Consider the following 15,825-nt stretch of genomic DNA (forward strand, 5'->3'; position numbering starts at 1 on the left):
AGCGGACCCGGCCGTGCCGCCACCGTCCGGGCGGTCCGGGGGCGGTCCGAAGCGGTCCGGGGGCGTGCGGCAGCGGTCCGGGGGCGGGCCGAGGCGGTCCGGCGCGGGGGCCGGGCCGTCGCGTGCGCTCGCGGTGGCCGGGGTGCTCGGGGCGCTGCTCCTCGCCGTCCTGCCCTGCGCCGCCCCGGCGCGGGCGGCGGACCCCGGCTGGAGCGCCGCGCCCGCCGCGGGACCGGCCGCCCGCCCCGGCGCCGCGCGCCCGTACTTCTACTTTGAGGGACCCCCCGGCGCCGTGCTGGAGGACCGGCTGGCCCTGGCCAACCCCACCGACTGGGAACACACCGTCACCCTGCGCGGGGCCGACGCCTACAACACCGGGACCGGCGCCCTCGCGGTGCGCCCGGCCGCGGAGTCCACGGCCGCCGGCTCCTGGATCAGCTTCGGCGCGAGCCGCACCGTCACGATCCCGCCGCGCACCCGCGCCGTCGTCCCCTTCACCGTCACCGTGCCGCCCTCCGCGCTGCCCGGCGACCACCCCGTCGCCGTCGTCGCGGCCGCATCCGGTCACGAGGCCGCCGTACGGGCCCACCTGCGCGTCAGCGGTCCGGCACTGGCCGCCCTCACCGTCGAGCACGCCGCGGTCAGCGGCAGCGGCGCGGCCGCCGTCATCCACTACACCCTGGTCAACCGCGGGAACGTCTCGCTCGCGCCCGAACTGTCGGTGCGCGCCGAGGGCCTGTTCGGCGAGGTGCCGGGCCGCACCGCGCGCACCCTGCCGGTGGAACTGCTGCCCGGCCAGCGGGTCGAGCTGAGCGAGCCCTGGCCCGGGGCGCCGGTCCTCGACGACGTCGACCTCACCCTCACGGTCACCGCCCCCGGCGGCGCGCGGGCCACGGCCACCGCCTCCGCGTGGTTCGTGCCGTGGGGCCTGGTGCTCCGGACCGGCGCGGGGCTGCTCGGCCTCGCCGTCGCGGTCCTGGCCGCGCACCTCCTCGTACGCACCCGGCGGGCCGCCCGCGCGGAGCCCCCCGACGGACCGCCGTCCGGTGCGCCGCCACCGCAGGACGACCGGCTCCCGGCGGCCGGGCCGTCCCGGTCCGGCGCCGTCCCAGGCCCGCGGGCCGGACCCGGATCCGATGCCGAACCCCCTGTGCCAGAGGACGAGTTGACGGGAGCGCCCAGGTGAGCACGCGGTACGAGACCCCGCTCCCGGCAGCCGGCCGCAGCCGCCCCCGCGCGCACCGGCGCGGGCCGGGCCGCTGGGCGGCGGCGCTGGTGGCCGCCGTGACCGGCGCCCTGCTGGCGCTGGCGGCCGTACCGGCCTGGTCCGCACCGGCGGCCGACGGCAAGGCCACCGCGACGCTCTCCCTCCAGGAGGTCGCCAAGGGCACCGAGGTGACCGTCACCGGCGCCGGCTGGCGGCCGAAGACCATGGTGATGCTCCTGGTCTGCGGGCAGAACATGATCGGCGGGACCAACAGCTGCGCCAACGCGGACGGCACCGCCGTCGGCGTCGACGAGGCCGGGCACTTCACCGCCCGGCTGCCGGTGGTGGGACCACCCAAGCCCTGCCCCTGCGTGGTCGACGTGGCCTCCGTCAACGGGGACCAGTCCGCCGTCGCCGTCCCCGTCAAGATCACCGACCATCCGGTGGCGGACCTGCCCCCGGAGTCCGGCACGGCCCGCCTCGCGATCCTCACCGGCGTCCGGCTGGAGGGCGACGACGGGATCCTGACCTGGTTCGGCGCCCCGCCGGGGCGCAGGTTCGTGGTCACCGTCGGCAACCTCGGCTCCGCCCCGGTCACCGACCCCGTCTTCCAGATCGGCACCGCCCACGGGGTGTTCGCGCCGACCTGGGAGGAACACCAGTGGAAGGGCACGATCCCGCCCGGCCAGAAGGCCCGGGTCGCGATCGACGTCTCGCTGGACGCGGGCGCGTACGGCGACTACACGCTCTCGCTGAAGTACGGCGAGAAGGTCCTGGCCACCCAGCCCTGGGGGGTGGACCGGCCGTACGGCGTCCTCGTCTTCTGGGGCCTGCTGTGCCTGGTGATCCCGGCCGCGGTGTTCCGGATCGGGATGGCCGTCGTCGACCGGGTCCGCCCGCGCGCCCCCGGCTCCGGCCGCCACCGCGTGCCCGCCGCGGAGCCCCGCGACCCGGCGAACGCCGTCACCGCGCGGCTGCCGCGCGTCCCCGGCGCCGTACGCCGCCCGGCCGCCGCGGCGCGCCGCCCGGCGCCCGCGGCCCCACCGACCGCCACGGCCGTACTGCCGTGGTTCACCCCGGACGCCGCCGACGCTCCGGGCGCACCACCCGCACGGAAGTCCGCACCGACATCCGCACCGACATCCGCACCGTCAGAAGACCATCCGACAACGAAGGGAACGACGTGAAGACCCAACGGAGGATGAGCGCGGCCGGGGTCGCGCTGATGCTCGGCGGGGCGGGGATCCTGCTGGCGGCGACCCCCGCCCAGGCCGCCGAGATCACGTTCAAGACCGAGTGCATCCCGCCCGCCATCGCCAATCTCCCCCCGATCCAGGGCGAGACGACGGTGGAGATCACGGCGCCGACGACCGCGAAGGTCGGTGACACCGTCGACATCACCTGGAAGACGGTCAAGGCGGCCTCGAAGAACCCGGACCTGCTGGACCTCAACAAGGACGTCGTCCAGCCCAGCGGCAACGTCACCGTCGGCGGGGCCCAGAGCGGCACCGTGGCGGTCCAGGGCCCGCGGCAGAACCCCCCGATCCCCAAGGGCGCCCAGATGGTGCTGCCGGACATGAAGGGCAAGCTCAAGATCGAGAAGGCGGGCGACATCACGCTCACGCCCGACAAGTACACGATCAACGTCAACCAGATCATGACCACCGAGACCAAGTGCTCGCCCAAGGAGACGGTGAAGCCCGGGGCGACCATCAAGGTCGCGGGCGGCGCCACCACGGGCGGCACGACCACGGGCGGAGCCACCACGGGCGGTGCCACGACGACAGGTGGAGCGACGACCACCGGCGGGGCCACCACCACCGGCGGGGCGACCACGACCGGCGGCGCCACGACCACCGGCGGGGCCACCACCGGCGGCAGCGGGGGCCAGACCGACTTCCCGGGCAAGGCCGTGGAGGTCGCCTACGACTGCGGAGCGGTCGTCCCCGGCGGCATCAAGACCCCGGTCACCATCAGCGCCAAGAAGAACGGCGGCGCCTACGCCCTGACCGTCAAGACCGCCAAGGGCGCCATGGCCAGCCCGATGGCCCTGCCCGCGGGGGCCCTCAAGCCCTCGATGAACATCAAGCTCGGCGGCGCCGACAGCGGCACGGTCAAGGTCTCCGGCCCGGCCAACGCGGAGCCCATCCCGGACAAGGCCCCCGTCAGCCTGAGCGACATGAGCGGCACCTACACCCCCGGCAAGACCGGCAAGGTGACGCTCAGCCCCGACCAGCTGACCATCGACGTCACCATGGCCCCGGGCGCCACGCCCATCACCGTGCCCTGCAAGGCCTCCAGCACCGGGGTCTCCCTGGAGCTGGACACGGCGGCCCAGCCGGGCGGCTCCGGCACCTCGGGCACGTCCGGCACCTCCGGCACCTCCGGCACCTCCGGCACCTCCGGCACCTCCGGCGGCAGCGCGGCGGCCGCGGGCGGCCTGGCCGAGACCGGCTCCTCCGACGAGGGCGGGATCAAGGCCCTGGCGCTGGTCGCCGGAACCGTGGTCCTGCTCGGCGGCGCGGTCTTCACCTTCACCCCGTGGCGCCGACTGCGCGGCACGAGGTAACCCCGGCACCCGCCGGGGAACGCCGAACGGCCCGGCACACCGTGGTGGTGTGCCGGGCCGCTGCGTGCGCCGTGGGGGGCGTGCGTCAGTGCACGGTGCCCATCATCTTCTGGACCCTCTTGCGGTACGTGTAGACCGCGAAGCCGGCCAGGGCGGCGGCGAGCGCCTCGAAGGCGATCACCCCGGTGCCGTTCAGGTCCACCCCGCCGATGGACAGGAGGCTGGTGATGCAGTCACCGGCGGTGACCGCGAGGAACCAGACACCCATCATCTGGGAGGCGTACTTCTGCGGGGCCATCTTCGTGGTGACGGAGAGGCCGACCGGGGACACGCACAGCTCACCGATGGTCTGGATCATGTAGATCGAGACCAGCCACATCGGGGAGACCTTCGTGCCGTCGCCCGCCATGTTCATCGGGACGATGAAGACGAAGAAGGAGGCACCGATCAGGACCAGGCCCATCGCGAACTTCACGATGGTGTTCGGCTCCTGGTTCTTCTTCGCCAGCCAGACCCACAGCCAGGCGAAGACCGGCGCCAGCGCCATCACGAACAGCGGGTTCAGCGACTGGTACCAGGTGGCCGAGAAGCCGAAGCCGAAGACGCTGTCGGCGGTCTTGTCGTCGGCGAACAGGGAGAGCGTGGAGCCACCCTGGTCGTAGATCATCCAGAAGACCGCGGCGGCGATGAAGAACCAGATGTAGGCGGTCATCTTCGACTGCTCGGCACCCGACAGCTCCTTGTCGCGCTTGATGCGCGTCAGGACGGCGATCGGGATGAACAGGCCGGCCAGCGTCAGCGGGACCAGCGCCCAGTTCAGCGTGTACGCGCCGAGGGCGACGACGGCGCCGTAGAAGACGGCGATGCCCAGGACCGCGAAGGCGACCTTCGTGAGGACGGCCTTGCGCTCCTCCGGGGACAGCGGGTTCGGGACCAGGCTGCTCTTCGGGCTCAGGTGCTTGGTGCCGAGCAGGAACTGGGTGAGGCCCAGGCCCATGCCGACGGCGGCGAGGGCGAAGCCCAGGTGCCAGTTGTGCTCCTTGCCGACCGTGCCCACGACCAGCGGGGCGACGAAGGCGCCGAGGTTGATGCCGATGTAGAAGAGGGTGAAGCCACCGTCACGGCGCGGGTCCTCGGGACCGTTGTACAGGTGGCCGACCATCGTGGAGATGTTGGCCTTCAGCAGGCCGGAACCGGCCGCGACCAGGACCAGACCGACGAAGAACATCGCCTGGCCGGGAACGGCCAGGGACAGGTGACCCGCCATGATCACGAAACCGGCGATGGCGACCGTCTTGCGGGCGCCCCAGACACGGTCTCCGAACCATCCGCCCGGCATCGCCATGAGGTAGACCATGGAGACGTACACCGAGTAGATGGCCGTGGTCGTGGCCGCGGTCATGGCCAGACCGCCGCCCTGGCTGCCCGTGGCGGCGTCGGCGCCGCCAGAAACCAGGTAGTACACCAGGAGGGCGCGCATGCCGTAGTAGGAGAAGCGCTCCCACATCTCGGTCATGAACAGAGTGGCCAGGCCACGGGGGTGGCCGAAGAAGGTCTTCTCGGTGGACGGGTCCGCCGAGCCCTTCGTCAGGCTGGAAGCCATGGTCGATCCTTGCTTGATCGGGACGCTTCGCTTCGTGAGCGGAACAGCGCCCGGTGGGGGGTGGCCGGCACCGGCGACGCGTGTCCCACCCCACGCCCGGGGGTCTCACCGCCGGTGAGGCGGCGAAGGAACATCGGTCACCGGGATCCACACCCTGTCGCGCACCTTCGCACGCAGGGCCCGGCCCACAGGTCATTCACTGTCATCAAGCCCGATGAGGGCGGTCTCCATGGGAGCGCCTCGCCGGTCAGGACAGAAGTGGAGACCTTCGGCTCGCTTTTCGGCGCAAAGGTCCCCGGGGTAGTGCATCAGGCGTCTCGACACCATACGACACGACACAGCGGGATATGAATGGACTTGAGAGATGGATCACAGGTTTCCAGGGAACCGTTTGATCACATTCAAAGGCCGCGCGCACCCACAAGGGTAGATCCCCAGGGGTGCCCCGGTGCAGCCCTGCGGCCTCCCGGCGCGGACTACCATCACCCACATGACGCGTGTACTGCTCGCCGAGGACGACGCATCCATCTCGGAACCCCTGGCCCGCGCCCTGCGCCGGGAGGGGTACGAGGTCGAGGTCCGCGAGGACGGACCGACCGCGCTGGACGCGGGACTGCAGGGCGGCGTCGATCTTGTCGTCCTGGACCTGGGCCTGCCCGGGATGGACGGCCTGGAAGTCGCCCGCCGACTGCGCGCCGAGGGCCACGGCTTCCCGATCCTGGTGCTGACCGCACGGGCCGACGAGGTCGACACCGTGGTCGGGCTGGACGCCGGGGCCGACGACTACGTCACCAAGCCCTTCCGGCTCGCCGAGCTGCTGGCCCGGGTCCGGGCCCTGCTCCGGCGCGGCGCCACCGAACCCGCGCAGCCCCCCGCCACCCACGGCGTGCGGATCGACGTCGAGTCGCACCGCGCCTGGATGGGGGAGGAGGAGCTCCAGCTCACGGCGAAGGAGTTCGACCTGCTGCGGGTCCTGGTCCGCGACGCGGGCCGGGTCGTCACCCGCGACCAGCTCATGCGCGAGGTGTGGGACACCACCTGGTGGTCCTCCACGAAGACCCTGGACATGCACATCTCCTGGCTGCGAAAGAAGCTGGGCGACGACGCCGCGAACCCGCGCTACATCGCGACCGTCCGGGGCGTCGGCTTCCGCTTCGAGAAGAGCTGACCGCACGGACCGGCCGCGATCCGCGGCCGCCGACCGCGGCGGCCGCGGAGGCACCCGTTAGGGCATCCTCTATGGCATGCGCCGCCGCCTGATCAACTCCACGCTCGCCGTGGTGCTCGTCGTCATCGCCGTCTTCGGGATCTCCCTGGTGATCGTGGAGACCCGGACCATCACCAGCAGTGCCCAGGACAGCGTCGAATCCGAGGCGCTGCGCCTCGTCGGCATCGTCGAGTCGAACGTGCTGGAGAAGAAGGCGATCGACGCCCGGTCGCTCGGCGAGCAGCTGGAGGCCGGGCGGCACGCCCGCATCCAGGTCCCCGGCCAGCCCCCGATCGAGATCGGCGCCCCCCTCGACGGCAGCGTCCTGCGCGGCGCCGCCAAGGGCGAGACGGGCGAGAGCGTGGTCGTCGAGGAGTCCCGCTCGACGGTCACCAAGGAGGTCGGGCGCACCCTCGTGGTCGTCGGCGCCGTCGCCCTGCTGGCCGTCGTGGCGGCCGTCCTGCTCGCCGTGCGCCAGGCCAACCGCCTGGCCTCCCCGCTCACCGACCTCGCCGAGACCGCCGAGCGCCTGGGCTCGGGCGACCCGCGGCCGCGCCACAAGCGGTACGGCGTGCCCGAGCTGGACCGGGTCGCGGACGTCCTGGACGCCAGCGCGGAGCGGATCGGGCGGATGCTGACCGCCGAGCGGCGGCTGGCCGCCGACGCCTCCCACCAGCTGCGGACCCCGCTGACCGCGCTGTCGATGCGGCTGGAGGAGATCACCGTCACGGACGATCTGGAGACCGTACGGGAAGAGGCCAGCATCGCCCTCACGCAGGTGGAGCGGCTCACGGACGTGGTGGAGCGGCTGCTGACGAACTCCCGCGACCCGCGCACGGGCTCGGCGGTCCCCTTCGACCTGGACGAGATCGTCAAGCAGCAGGTGGAGGAGTGGCGGCCGGCCTACCGCAGCGCCGGGCGGGCCATCGTGCGGTCGGGGAAGCAGGGGATGCGGGCCGTCGGCACGCCGGGCGCGGTGTCCCAGGTGCTGGCGACGCTGGTCGAGAACGCCCTCATGCACGGGGGCGGCACGGTCGCCCTGCGCACCCGGGTGACCGGGAACCAGTCGGTCATCGAGGTGACGGACGACGGCCCGGGCGTCCCTCCGGATCTGGGCAACCGGATCTTCGAGCGGGCGATCAGCGGGCGGAACTCCACGGGCATCGGCCTCGCGGTGGCCCGGGACCTCGCCGAGGCGGACGGCGGACGGCTCGAACTGCTCCAGGCGCAGCCGCCGGTCTTCGCCCTGTTCCTGAGCCGGACGGCCCCGGAACGGGTGGAGCAGGAACAGCCGGTGCGCTAGCGGGCGGCGGGCGCGGGGGTGACCGGAGCCGGGACGACGGCCGCGGCCGCCTCCACGACCGGCGCGTCCACGGCCGGCGCGTCCGCGCCCTCGCGCTGCGCGGCGAGGACGGCCGTGGCGCTCGCGTCCGTGGCGCTCGCGTCCGTGGTCTCGGGCAGGGCGCGGAACACCCAGGTCCGGTAGGACCAGAAGCGGAAGACGGTCGCGATGGCCATGCCGAGGAACTTGAATATGTTGCTCTGCAGGTTGCTGTCCCAGCCGAAGCCGTAGGTCGCCACGTAGAGCACGCCGCTCTCGATGACCATCCCGATCAGGCTGAACGTCACGAACAGGGTCATCTCGCGGCGCCGGCTGCCCCGGTCGCGGTCGCGGTAGGTGAAGTACCGGAACCCGATGTAGTTGCTGATGATGGCCACGACGATGGCTATGACGCTCGCGCGCACCACGGCCAGGTCGGTCGTGTGCCGGAGCAGGTTGAAGACGCCGAAGTTGACCAGCACGCCCAGACCGCCGACCGCGCCGAACTTCAGGACCTCCCGGCCGATGCCCCGGAAGCGTTCGGACAGCGTGACGTGCGTGGGCGTACTCATATGAGGGTTTCAGTCCTTGCCGGTCGAGGGTGCCAACCCATCCATGTTAAGTCTCGGTCCCCTGGAACGCGTGTGCCTTCCGACACCCGCCCGGCGCAGCGGGCGGGACGCGCGTAGACCTCGCCGGGTGACGCGAACCGGCCCGGGCGCCGTCCGTATGGCGGAATCCGGCCGATACCCTGGAGGAGTGACGTTCCCGGTAGTTGGCATGGTCGGCGGCGGGCAGCTCGCCCGCATGACCCACGAGGCGGGCATCCCCCTCGGCATCAGATTCAAGCTCCTCAGCGACGGCCCCCAGGACTCGGCGGCCCAGGTCGTGAGCGATGTCGTCATCGGCGACTACCGCGACCTGGAGACCCTGCGCGCCTTCGCGCGCGGCTGCGACGTGATCACCTTCGATCACGAGCACGTCCCCACCGAGCACCTGCGGGCCCTGGAAGCGGACGGCATCCCCGTCCGCCCGGGCCCCGCCGCGCTCGTCCACGCCCAGGACAAGGGGGTGATGCGCGCCAAGCTCGACGAGATCGGCGCGCCCAGCCCCCGCCACCGGATCGTCAGCGATCCGGCGGACGCGGTGGCCTTCGCGGCCGAGGTCGGCGGCTTCCCCGTCATCCTCAAGACCGTCCGCGGCGGGTACGACGGCAAGGGCGTGTGGTTCGTCCGCACGCCCGAGGACGCCGAGGCGCCCTTCAAGGCGGGCGTCCCGGTCCTCGCCGAGGAGAAGGTGGACTACGTGCGCGAGCTGGCGGCGAACATCGTCCGCTCCCCGCACGGGCAGGCCGTGGCCTACCCCGTCGTCGAGTCCATCCAGGTGGACGGGGTCTGCGACACGGTGATCGCCCCCGCCCCGAACCTCTCCGAGGCCCTCGCGGGCGAGGCCCAGGCCCTCGCCCTGCGGATCGCGAGCGAACTCGACGTGACCGGCCACCTGGCCGTGGAGCTGTTCGAGACCACCGACGGCCGGATCCTGGTCAACGAACTGGCCATGCGCCCGCACAACTCCGGGCACTGGACCCAGGACGGCGCGATGACCTCCCAGTTCGCCAACCACGTACGGGCGGTCCTGGACCTCCCGCTCGGCGACCCGCGCCCGCGCGCCCGCTGGACGGTCATGGCGAACGTCCTGGGCGGCGACTACCCCGACATGTACGCGGCGTACCTGCACTGCATGGCGCACGACCCCCAGCTGAAGATCCACATGTACGGCAAGGACGTGAAGCCCGGCCGCAAGGTCGGCCACGTCAACACCTACGGCGACGACCTGGACGATGTGCTGGAGCGCGCACGTCACGCAGCCGGCTACCTCCGAGGGACGATCACCGAATGAGCTTCTCCGGCACCCCCGCCGCGACCCCGGCCCCGGCGGGCCCCGTCGTCGGCATCGTCATGGGATCCGACTCCGACTGGCCCGTCATGGAGGCCGCCGCGAAGGCGCTCGACGAGTTCGAGATCCCCTACGAGGTCGACGTCGTCTCGGCGCACCGGATGCCGCGCGAGATGATCGCGTACGGCGAGCAGGCCGCCGGGCGCGGGCTGAAGGCGGTCATCGCGGGCGCGGGCGGTGCCGCGCACCTGCCCGGGATGCTCGCCTCGGTGACCCCGCTGCCCGTGATCGGCGTACCCGTCCCGCTCAAGTACCTCGACGGCATGGACTCGCTGCTCTCGATCGTCCAGATGCCCGCCGGGGTTCCCGTCGCCACCGTCTCCGTCGGCGGCGCGCGCAACGCCGGACTGCTGGCCGTCCGCATCCTGGCCACCCAGGACCCGGAGCTGATGGCCCGCATGCGGGAGTTCCAGCAGGAACTGAACGACCAGGCCACCGAGAAGGGCAAGCGGCTGCGCACCAAGGTCGCGGGCGCCGACTCCTTCGGGTTCGGCAAGTGAGCGCGGCGCAGCGCCCGGCCGCCGCGCTGAGCCCGGAAGCGGCCCAGTGCCTGCCCCAGGCGCTGGACCTGCTCGCCGAGCACCCGGTCGTCGACGGCCACAACGACCTCCCCTGGGCGCTGCGCCACCAGGTCCGCTACGACCTGGACCGGCGGGACATCGCCGCCGACCAGTCCGCGCACCTGCACACCGACATCCCCCGGCTGCGCGCCGGCGGGGTCGGGGCCCAGTTCTGGTCCGTCTTCGTGCGCTCCGACTACGCGGGCGACGAGGCGGTCAGCGCGACCCTGGAGCAGATCGACGCGGTCGGCCAGCTGATCGAGCGCTACCCGCACGACCTGGTGCGGGCGCTCACGGCCGACGACATGGAGGCGGCGCGGGCGAACGGCCGGATCGCCTCCCTGATGGGCGCCGAGGGCGGCCACTCCATCAACAACTCGCTCGCCACCCTGCGCTCCCTGCACCGGCTCGGCGTGCGGTACATGACGCTCACCCACAACGACACCATCGACTGGGCCGACTCGGCGACCGACGAGCCCCGCCACGGCGGGCTGAGCGACTTCGGCCGCGAGGTCGTGCGCGAGATGAACCGCATCGGCATGCTGGTCGACCTCTCGCACGTGGCCGCCACCACCATGCGCGACGCGCTCGCCGTCTCCGAAGCGCCGGTGATCTTCTCGCACTCCTCCGCGCTGGCGGTCTGCGACCACCCGCGCAACATCCCGGACGACGTGCTCGCGCAGCTCCCCGCCAACGGGGGCGTGGCCATGGTCACCTTCGTGCCCAAGTTCATCCTCCCGGCCGCCGTCGCCTGGACCGCGGCCGCCGACGAGAACCTGCGCGCGTACGGGCTGCACCACCTGGACACCGGACCCGAGGCGATGGCCCTGCACCGCGCCTTCGAAGCGGCGAACCCGCGCCCGGTCGCCTCGGCGGCCACGGTCGCCGACCACCTGGACCACATGCGCGAGGTCGCGGGCGTGGACCACCTCGGCATCGGCGGCGACTACGACGGCACGGCCTTCACCCCGGCCGGCCTGGACGACGTGTCCGGCTACCCGAACCTGATCGCCGAGCTGCTGACCCGCGGCTGGTCGCGGGCCGACCTCGCGAAGCTGACCTGGTCGAACGCGGTACGGGCGCTGCGCGACGCGGAGTCGGTGGCGGCCGGGCTGTCGGCGCGGCGCGGACCGTCGAACGCGATGCTGTAGCCCCGGGCGGCGGCGCGGGCCGCCGCCGTGAGGGTGGCGCGGGATCCCGCGCGGTGCTGTAGCCCCGGGCGGCGGCGCGGGGTCCCGGTCCCGCGCCACCCGAACGCCACATCCGCCGCGTACCCGCGCGTCCCCCATGTCACGGTGGCAGCACTTCTCCCTCCCCGCTGCCGCCGAGACCGGAGCGAACGCCATGGCCGACCTGCAGGACGACCCCGCGCACGTGGGCTCCGCCCCCGCCGCGCCCGACGCCGCCGGAGCCGACCCCGCGGCCGCGCCCGGCACGGGAACGCCCGGGGCCCTCGACCGGGCCGCCGCGCTGCTGGCCGCCCATCCCGTCGCCGACGGGTGCAACACCCTGCTGTGGACGCTGCGCCAGAGCCCCTACCACGACGACCTCGGCACCCCCGAGGGCGGCGTGGACACCGACATCCCCCGGCTGCGGGCCGGCGCGGTCGGGGCCCAGTTCTGGTCGCTGTTCACCCCGGGGCGGGACCGGGTGCTCGTAGAGACCCTCGAACAGATCGACCTCGCGCAGCACCTGCTGCGGCGCCACCCCGACAGCCTGAGCCTCGCGCTGTGCGCGGACGACATGGCCGACGCGCGCAACCGCGGGCGGATCGCCTCGTTCCTCGGCCCGGCGCCCGGCCGCGCGCTGACCGACTCGCTCGCCACCCTGCGGGCCCTGCACGCGCTGGGCGTGCGCAGCCTGGCCCCGGCGGGCGCCGCCTGGGCCGACCAGGGGCTGACGGTCTTCGGCCACGAGGTGGTGCGGGAGCTGAACCGGCTCGCGGTCCTGATCGACCTGACCGGCTGCGAGGACGCGGTCGCGGTGCAGATCGCGGGCGCCTCGAAGGCCCCGGTGCTGATCTCCCACACCGCGGCCGCAGCCGTCACCCCGCACCCCGGGAACGTCTCCGACGAGGTCCTGCTCGCCCTGCGGGCCGCGGGCGGCCTGTGCATGGTGACCTTCGCCTCCGCCCGCACCGGGGACTCGCTGCACGCGGTGGCGGACCACCTCGACCACGTACGGGCGGTGGCGGGCCCGCAGGCCGTCGGCCTCGGCGCAGCCTTCGGCGCCGAGGCCCCGCTCCCGCGCCCGGCGGGCCTGACCGACCCCTCCGGCTACCCCCGCCTGATCGCGGAACTCCTGGACCGCGGCTGGACGGAACCGGACCTGGCCCTGCTGACCTGGGGCAACGCCCAACGCGTGCTGCGCGACGCGGAGTTCACCGCCCGCGCGGCCCACCACCGGCGCGGGGGCCCGTAGCCCACCGGCCTGCAACCCCGACTACGCCCGCGGGCGCCCCATGGCCCGGTAGGTCCAGCCCGCCGCGCGCCAGCGGGCGGAGTCGAGGGCGTTGCGGCCGTCCAGGATCAGCGGGACCGAGACCAGGGGGGTCAGGGCCGCCGGGTCCAGGTCGCGGAACTCGCTCCATTCGGTCAGGTGCAGGACGACGTCCGCGCCCGTCACCGCCGCGACGGCGGAGTCGGCGTACGCCAGGGTGGGGAAGACGCGGCGGGCGTTGTCCATGCCCTTGGGGTCGTAGACGGTGACCTGGCCGCCCTGGAGGTGGATCTGACCGGCCACGTTCAGCGCGGGCGAGTCCCGGACGTCGTCCGAGTCCGGCTTGAAGGTGGCCCCGAGGACGGCGACGCGCTTGCCGAGGAAGGACCCGCCGACCGCGTCCCGGGCCAGCTCGACCATGTGGCCGCGGCGGCGCATGTTGATCGAGTCGACCTCCCGCAGGAAGGTCAGCGCCTGGTCGGCGCCCAGCTCGCCGGCCCGGGCCATGAAGGCCCGGATGTCCTTCGGCAGGCAGCCGCCGCCGAAGCCGATCCCGGCGCGCAGGAACTTGCGGCCGATCCGGTCGTCGTGCCCGATCGCCTCGGCCAGCTTCATCACGTCGCCGCCCGCGGCCTCGCACACCTCCGCCATCGCGTTGATGAAGGAGATCTTCGTGGCGAGGAAGGAGTTCGCGGCGGTCTTGACCAGCTCGGCCGTCGGGAAGTCGGTGACGACGAGCGGCGACCCCTCGCCGAGCGGGATCGCGTAGACCTCGCGCAGCAGCTTCTCCGCGGACTCGCCCTGCACGCCGACCACGATCCGGTCCGGGTGCAGGGTGTCCTGGACCGCGAAGCCCTCCCGCAGGAACTCCGGGTTCCAGGCCAGTTCCACGTCCCGGCCCGCCGGGGCCAGCTCCGCCAGCCGGGCCGCAAGCCGGACCGCCGAGCCCACCGGCACGGTGGACTTGCCGACGACCAGGGCGGGCCGGGTCAGGTGCGGGGCCAGCGACTCGATCGCGGAGTCGACGTACGACATGTCGCAGGCGTACTCGCCGTGCTTCTGCGGAGTGTTCACGCAGACGAAGTGGACGTCGCCGAAGGCGCCGACCTCCTCCCAGGAGGTGGTGAAGCGCAGCCGCCCGCTCGACCCCGGCAGCCCGGCGACGTGCGCGCCGAGCAGCTCCTCCAGCCCCGGTTCGTACATCGGGACGCGGCCCGCGGCCAGCATCTCGATCTTCTCCGGGACGATGTCCAGCCCGAGCACCTCGAAGCCCAGTTCGGCCATGGCAGCGGCGTGGGTGGCGCCGAGATAGCCGGTACCGATCACAGTGATCTTGGGGGCCATGCGTGCTCCAGGGGTGCGGGGCCGATTGCGGCAACCGAGCATAGTCGGGCGGGGACGGGGGGACGCTCCTCCGTGTCCCCGGCGTGCGGCGGCCTCCCCGTACCGGCTGTCACGCAACTCACGTGCGGCCCACGTATCCGTGACCGGGCCGGGACACTAAGCTCAGGGTTACTTAACGGTAGTTAGCATCACGCATCACCTTGGGGAGTGAGAGTCTTGGCGGGTTCTGCCGACTTCGACCTGTACCGCCCGGCCGAGGAGCACGACATGCTCCGCGAGTCGGTCCGCTCGCTCGCCGAGGCCAAGATCCTGCCGTTCGCGGCCGCGGTCGACGAGGAGTCCCGCTTCCCGCAGGAGGCCCTCGACGCGCTCGTCGCCAGCGACCTGCACGCCGTCCACGTCCCCGAGTCCTACGGCGGCGCGGGCGCCGACGCGCTGGCGACCGTCATCGTGATCGAGGAAGTGGCCCGCGTCTGCGCCTCCTCCTCCCTCATCCCGGCCGTCAACAAGCTCGGCTCGCTCCCGGTGATCCTCTCCGGCTCCGAGGAGCTGAAGGCGAAGTACCTGGGCCCGCTGGCCAAGGGCGACGCGATGTTCTCGTACGCGCTCTCGGAGCCCGACGCGGGCTCGGACGCGGCCGGCATGAAGACGCGCGCGGTGCGCGACGGCGACTTCTGGGTGCTCAACGGCGTGAAGCGCTGGATCACCAACGCGGGCGTCTCCGAGTACTACACGGTGATGGCCGTCACCGACCCGGAGAAGCGCTCCAAGGGCATCAGCGCCTTCGTCGTCGAGAAGTCGGACGAAGGCGTCTCCTTCGGCGCCCCGGAGAAGAAGCTCGGCATCAAGGGCTCGCCGACCCGCGAGGTCTACCTCGACAACGTGCGCATCCCGGCCGACCGCATGATCGGCGCCGAGGGCACCGGCTTCGCCACCGCCATGAAGACCCTGGACCACACCCGCATCACCATCGCGGCGCAGGCGCTCGGCATCGCGCAGGGCGCCCTGGACTACGCCAAGGGCTACGTCCAGGAGCGCAAGCAGTTCGGCAAGCCGATCGGCGACTTCCAGGGCGTGCAGTTCATGCTCGCGGACATGGCCATGAAGCTGGAGGCCGCCCGCCAGCTGACGTACGCGGCCGCCGCCCGCTCCGAGCGCGTCTCCGGCGGGGGCCCCCACGAGGACCTCACCTTCTTCGGCGCCGCGGCCAAGTGCTTCGCCTCCGACGTCGCCATGGAGATCACCACGGACGCCGTCCAGCTCCTCGGCGGCTACGGCTACACGCGCGACTACCCGGTGGAGCGCATGATGCGCGACGCGAAGATCACGCAGATTTATGAAGGCACGAACCAGGTCCAGCGGATCGTCATGGCCCGCAACCTGCCGTAGCGGCGCGGCGGCCACGCAGTCCGCGCCACCACGGCGGCCCCCGCGCGAGCGCGCCGGGGGCCGCCGTGCGGCGTACCGAGGCGCGGCCGGCTGCGCGGGGTCCGGTGCCGCGGCCGCCCCGCGGGTACCGGCTCGCTAACGATCCGGTTCCGGCGCGGGCCGTACGCGGGCCCGGGCGGCCCGGGACCGGCGCGGCGGGTGAGTGGCCGTCACCAAGGCCCGCGCCGGGG

Annotated in this window: 13 protein-coding genes; 10 read left to right on the plus strand and 3 right to left on the minus strand. The window is 73.0% G+C overall.

What is annotated here, in order from left to right:
* Nucleotides 1–142: 142 nt before the first annotated feature.
* From ABZY31_RS15540 to ABZY31_RS15550, 3 genes are all read left to right on the plus strand, one after another.
* Nucleotides 143–1,186: a hypothetical protein gene (locus ABZY31_RS15540; protein WP_356409894.1), complete on the plus strand. Its 1,044-nt coding sequence runs from the start codon at nucleotides 143–145 to the stop codon at nucleotides 1,184–1,186.
* A gap of 119 nt (nucleotides 1,187–1,305) precedes the next feature.
* Nucleotides 1,306–2,394 carry a hypothetical protein gene (locus tag ABZY31_RS15545; RefSeq protein ID WP_356410012.1) on the plus strand — a complete coding sequence of 363 codons (1,089 nt, stop codon included), beginning with the start codon at nucleotides 1,306–1,308 and terminating at the stop codon, nucleotides 2,392–2,394.
* A 14-nt stretch (nucleotides 2,395–2,408) separates the two neighbouring features.
* Nucleotides 2,409–3,776 carry a hypothetical protein gene (locus tag ABZY31_RS15550; protein ID WP_356410015.1) on the plus strand — a complete coding sequence of 456 codons (1,368 nt, stop codon included), beginning with the start codon at nucleotides 2,409–2,411 and terminating at the stop codon, nucleotides 3,774–3,776.
* An 85-nt stretch (nucleotides 3,777–3,861) separates the two neighbouring features.
* Here ABZY31_RS15550 and ABZY31_RS15555 read toward each other — a convergent pair whose 3' ends face one another.
* Nucleotides 3,862–5,379, minus strand: a complete 1,518-nt coding sequence (locus ABZY31_RS15555) for an oligopeptide:H+ symporter (protein WP_356409896.1) — start codon at nucleotides 5,377–5,379, stop codon at nucleotides 3,862–3,864.
* A 490-nt stretch (nucleotides 5,380–5,869) separates the two neighbouring features.
* On the opposite strand from ABZY31_RS15555, the gene ABZY31_RS15560 reads away from it, so the two are divergent.
* On the plus strand, nucleotides 5,870–6,547 hold the full coding sequence (locus tag ABZY31_RS15560) for a response regulator transcription factor (RefSeq protein ID WP_226734440.1): 678 nt from the start codon (nucleotides 5,870–5,872) through the stop codon (nucleotides 6,545–6,547).
* A 76-nt stretch (nucleotides 6,548–6,623) separates the two neighbouring features.
* The gene (locus tag ABZY31_RS15565) at nucleotides 6,624–7,889 is read left to right on the plus strand and encodes an ATP-binding protein (protein WP_356409899.1); all 1,266 of its coding nucleotides are present in this window, start codon (nucleotides 6,624–6,626) and stop codon (nucleotides 7,887–7,889) included.
* Here the strand turns inward: ABZY31_RS15565 and ABZY31_RS15570 are convergent.
* Complete coding sequence (locus ABZY31_RS15570) at nucleotides 7,886–8,479, minus strand: GtrA family protein (RefSeq protein WP_356409901.1); 594 nt, start codon at nucleotides 8,477–8,479, stop codon at nucleotides 7,886–7,888. The two genes, ABZY31_RS15565 and ABZY31_RS15570, sit on opposite strands and share 4 nt — an antisense overlap.
* Before the next feature lie 157 nt (nucleotides 8,480–8,636).
* Between ABZY31_RS15570 and ABZY31_RS15575 the strand changes: the two genes are divergently transcribed.
* The 4 genes from ABZY31_RS15575 (at nucleotide 8,637) to ABZY31_RS15590 (ending at nucleotide 12,844) form a co-directional block, all read left to right on the plus strand.
* Entirely contained in the window at nucleotides 8,637–9,806 is a 1,170-nt protein-coding gene (locus tag ABZY31_RS15575; RefSeq protein WP_356410016.1) for a 5-(carboxyamino)imidazole ribonucleotide synthase, read from the plus strand.
* A complete protein-coding gene (gene purE, locus ABZY31_RS15580) occupies nucleotides 9,803–10,363 on the plus strand; it encodes a 5-(carboxyamino)imidazole ribonucleotide mutase (protein WP_356409904.1) in 561 nt (186 codons plus the stop codon). Before ABZY31_RS15575 ends, purE begins: the two co-directional genes overlap by 4 nt.
* A gap of 26 nt (nucleotides 10,364–10,389) precedes the next feature.
* Nucleotides 10,390–11,574 carry a dipeptidase gene (locus tag ABZY31_RS15585; protein ID WP_356410019.1) on the plus strand — a complete coding sequence of 395 codons (1,185 nt, stop codon included), beginning with the start codon at nucleotides 10,390–10,392 and terminating at the stop codon, nucleotides 11,572–11,574.
* 136 nt (nucleotides 11,575–11,710) lie between these two features.
* On the plus strand, nucleotides 11,711–12,844 hold the full coding sequence (locus ABZY31_RS15590) for a membrane dipeptidase (protein WP_356409907.1): 1,134 nt from the start codon (nucleotides 11,711–11,713) through the stop codon (nucleotides 12,842–12,844).
* Between the two features lie 21 nt (nucleotides 12,845–12,865).
* On the opposite strand, the gene ABZY31_RS15595 is transcribed toward ABZY31_RS15590, so the two are convergent.
* Nucleotides 12,866–14,206: a UDP-glucose/GDP-mannose dehydrogenase family protein gene (locus ABZY31_RS15595; RefSeq protein ID WP_356409909.1), complete on the minus strand. Its 1,341-nt coding sequence runs from the start codon at nucleotides 14,204–14,206 to the stop codon at nucleotides 12,866–12,868.
* 216 nt (nucleotides 14,207–14,422) lie between these two features.
* Here ABZY31_RS15595 and ABZY31_RS15600 point away from each other — a divergent pair, with 216 nt between their 5' ends.
* Nucleotides 14,423–15,595, plus strand: a complete 1,173-nt coding sequence (locus ABZY31_RS15600) for an acyl-CoA dehydrogenase family protein (RefSeq protein WP_356409912.1) — start codon at nucleotides 14,423–14,425, stop codon at nucleotides 15,593–15,595.
* The last annotated feature ends 230 nt before the right edge of the window (nucleotides 15,596–15,825 follow it).

Origin of the sequence: Streptomyces sp. NPDC006529 (assembly GCF_040611795.1) — a bacterium.
Taxonomy (GTDB): Bacteria; Actinomycetota; Actinomycetes; order Streptomycetales; family Streptomycetaceae; genus Streptomyces.

Excerpts from the sequence above, each read along its gene's own strand:
- purE (WP_356409904.1), top strand. The coding sequence starts at position 9,803 with ATGAGCTTCTCCGGCACCCCCGCCGCGACCCCGGCCCCGGCGGGCCCC.
- ABZY31_RS15560 (WP_226734440.1), top strand. The coding sequence starts at position 5,870 with ATGACGCGTGTACTGCTCGCCGAGGACGACGCATCCATCTCGGAACCC.
- ABZY31_RS15550 (WP_356410015.1), top strand. The coding sequence starts at position 2,409 with ATGAGCGCGGCCGGGGTCGCGCTGATGCTCGGCGGGGCGGGGATCCTG.
- ABZY31_RS15590 (WP_356409907.1), top strand. The coding sequence starts at position 11,711 with ATGTCACGGTGGCAGCACTTCTCCCTCCCCGCTGCCGCCGAGACCGGA.
- ABZY31_RS15595 (WP_356409909.1), bottom strand. The coding sequence starts at position 14,206 with ATGGCCCCCAAGATCACTGTGATCGGTACCGGCTATCTCGGCGCCACC.
- ABZY31_RS15565 (WP_356409899.1), top strand. The coding sequence starts at position 6,624 with ATGCGCCGCCGCCTGATCAACTCCACGCTCGCCGTGGTGCTCGTCGTC.
- ABZY31_RS15575 (WP_356410016.1), top strand. The coding sequence starts at position 8,637 with ATGGCGGAATCCGGCCGATACCCTGGAGGAGTGACGTTCCCGGTAGTT.
- ABZY31_RS15570 (WP_356409901.1), bottom strand. The coding sequence starts at position 8,479 with ATGAGTACGCCCACGCACGTCACGCTGTCCGAACGCTTCCGGGGCATC.
- ABZY31_RS15555 (WP_356409896.1), bottom strand. The coding sequence starts at position 5,379 with ATGGCTTCCAGCCTGACGAAGGGCTCGGCGGACCCGTCCACCGAGAAG.